Genomic DNA, 554 nt, shown 5'->3' with positions numbered 1-554 from the left:
GCCCTCGGCGCGCAGCACGCTGCCCAGCACGCGTGGCAGCAACACGAAGGGCGCCCCGAAGTACCACACCTGCATGTAGTCCTGGATGTGCGGCATCAGGGTGTCATCGGCCCCCAGCAGCCCAAACAGCGGCCCGATGCTGACAAGCCCCGCCACGATCATCACGACGCCCAGCAGCAACCCCAGCAGACTGGCATCCGTGGCCCGCGCCTTGACCGTCTCGAACTCGCCACGCCCGAGCCTGCGCCCCACCACGGCGGTGGTGCCGATGGACAGACCGATGGCGATGCTGATGACGGCAAAGGTCACCGGAAAGGTGAAGGTGACCGCCGCCAGCTCCGCGGTGCCCAGCTGGGCGATGAACCAGGCATCCACCAGGTTGAACAGCATCATGGTAACGATGCCGCCGATCACCGGCCCCGTCATGCGGGCAAGCGTCGAGGCGATCGGATCACGCAGCAGATCACGCCGACCACGCGGGGACGGGTTTCTGGCAGAGGAAGAGGACGTGGGGTTGGCAGGCTCAGGCATGCAGGCTCCGGACAGTAAACGGC

General features: G+C 66.8%; 1 protein-coding gene. It reads right to left on the bottom strand.

Annotation, left to right across the window (positions count from 1 at the left end; translation table 11 throughout):
* The coding region (locus FBF83_RS20605; protein WP_240688164.1) for an MATE family efflux transporter at positions 1–531 on the bottom strand (531 nt) is incomplete at its 3' end.
* Positions 532–554: the final 23 nt, after the last annotated feature.

Origin of the sequence: Guptibacillus hwajinpoensis (genome assembly GCF_005144865.1) — a bacterium.
In the GTDB taxonomy this organism is placed as follows: Bacteria; Bacillota; Bacilli; order Bacillales; family Guptibacillaceae; genus Guptibacillus; species Guptibacillus hwajinpoensis_A.
This window is presented reverse-complemented; position numbering and strand designations above follow the sequence as displayed.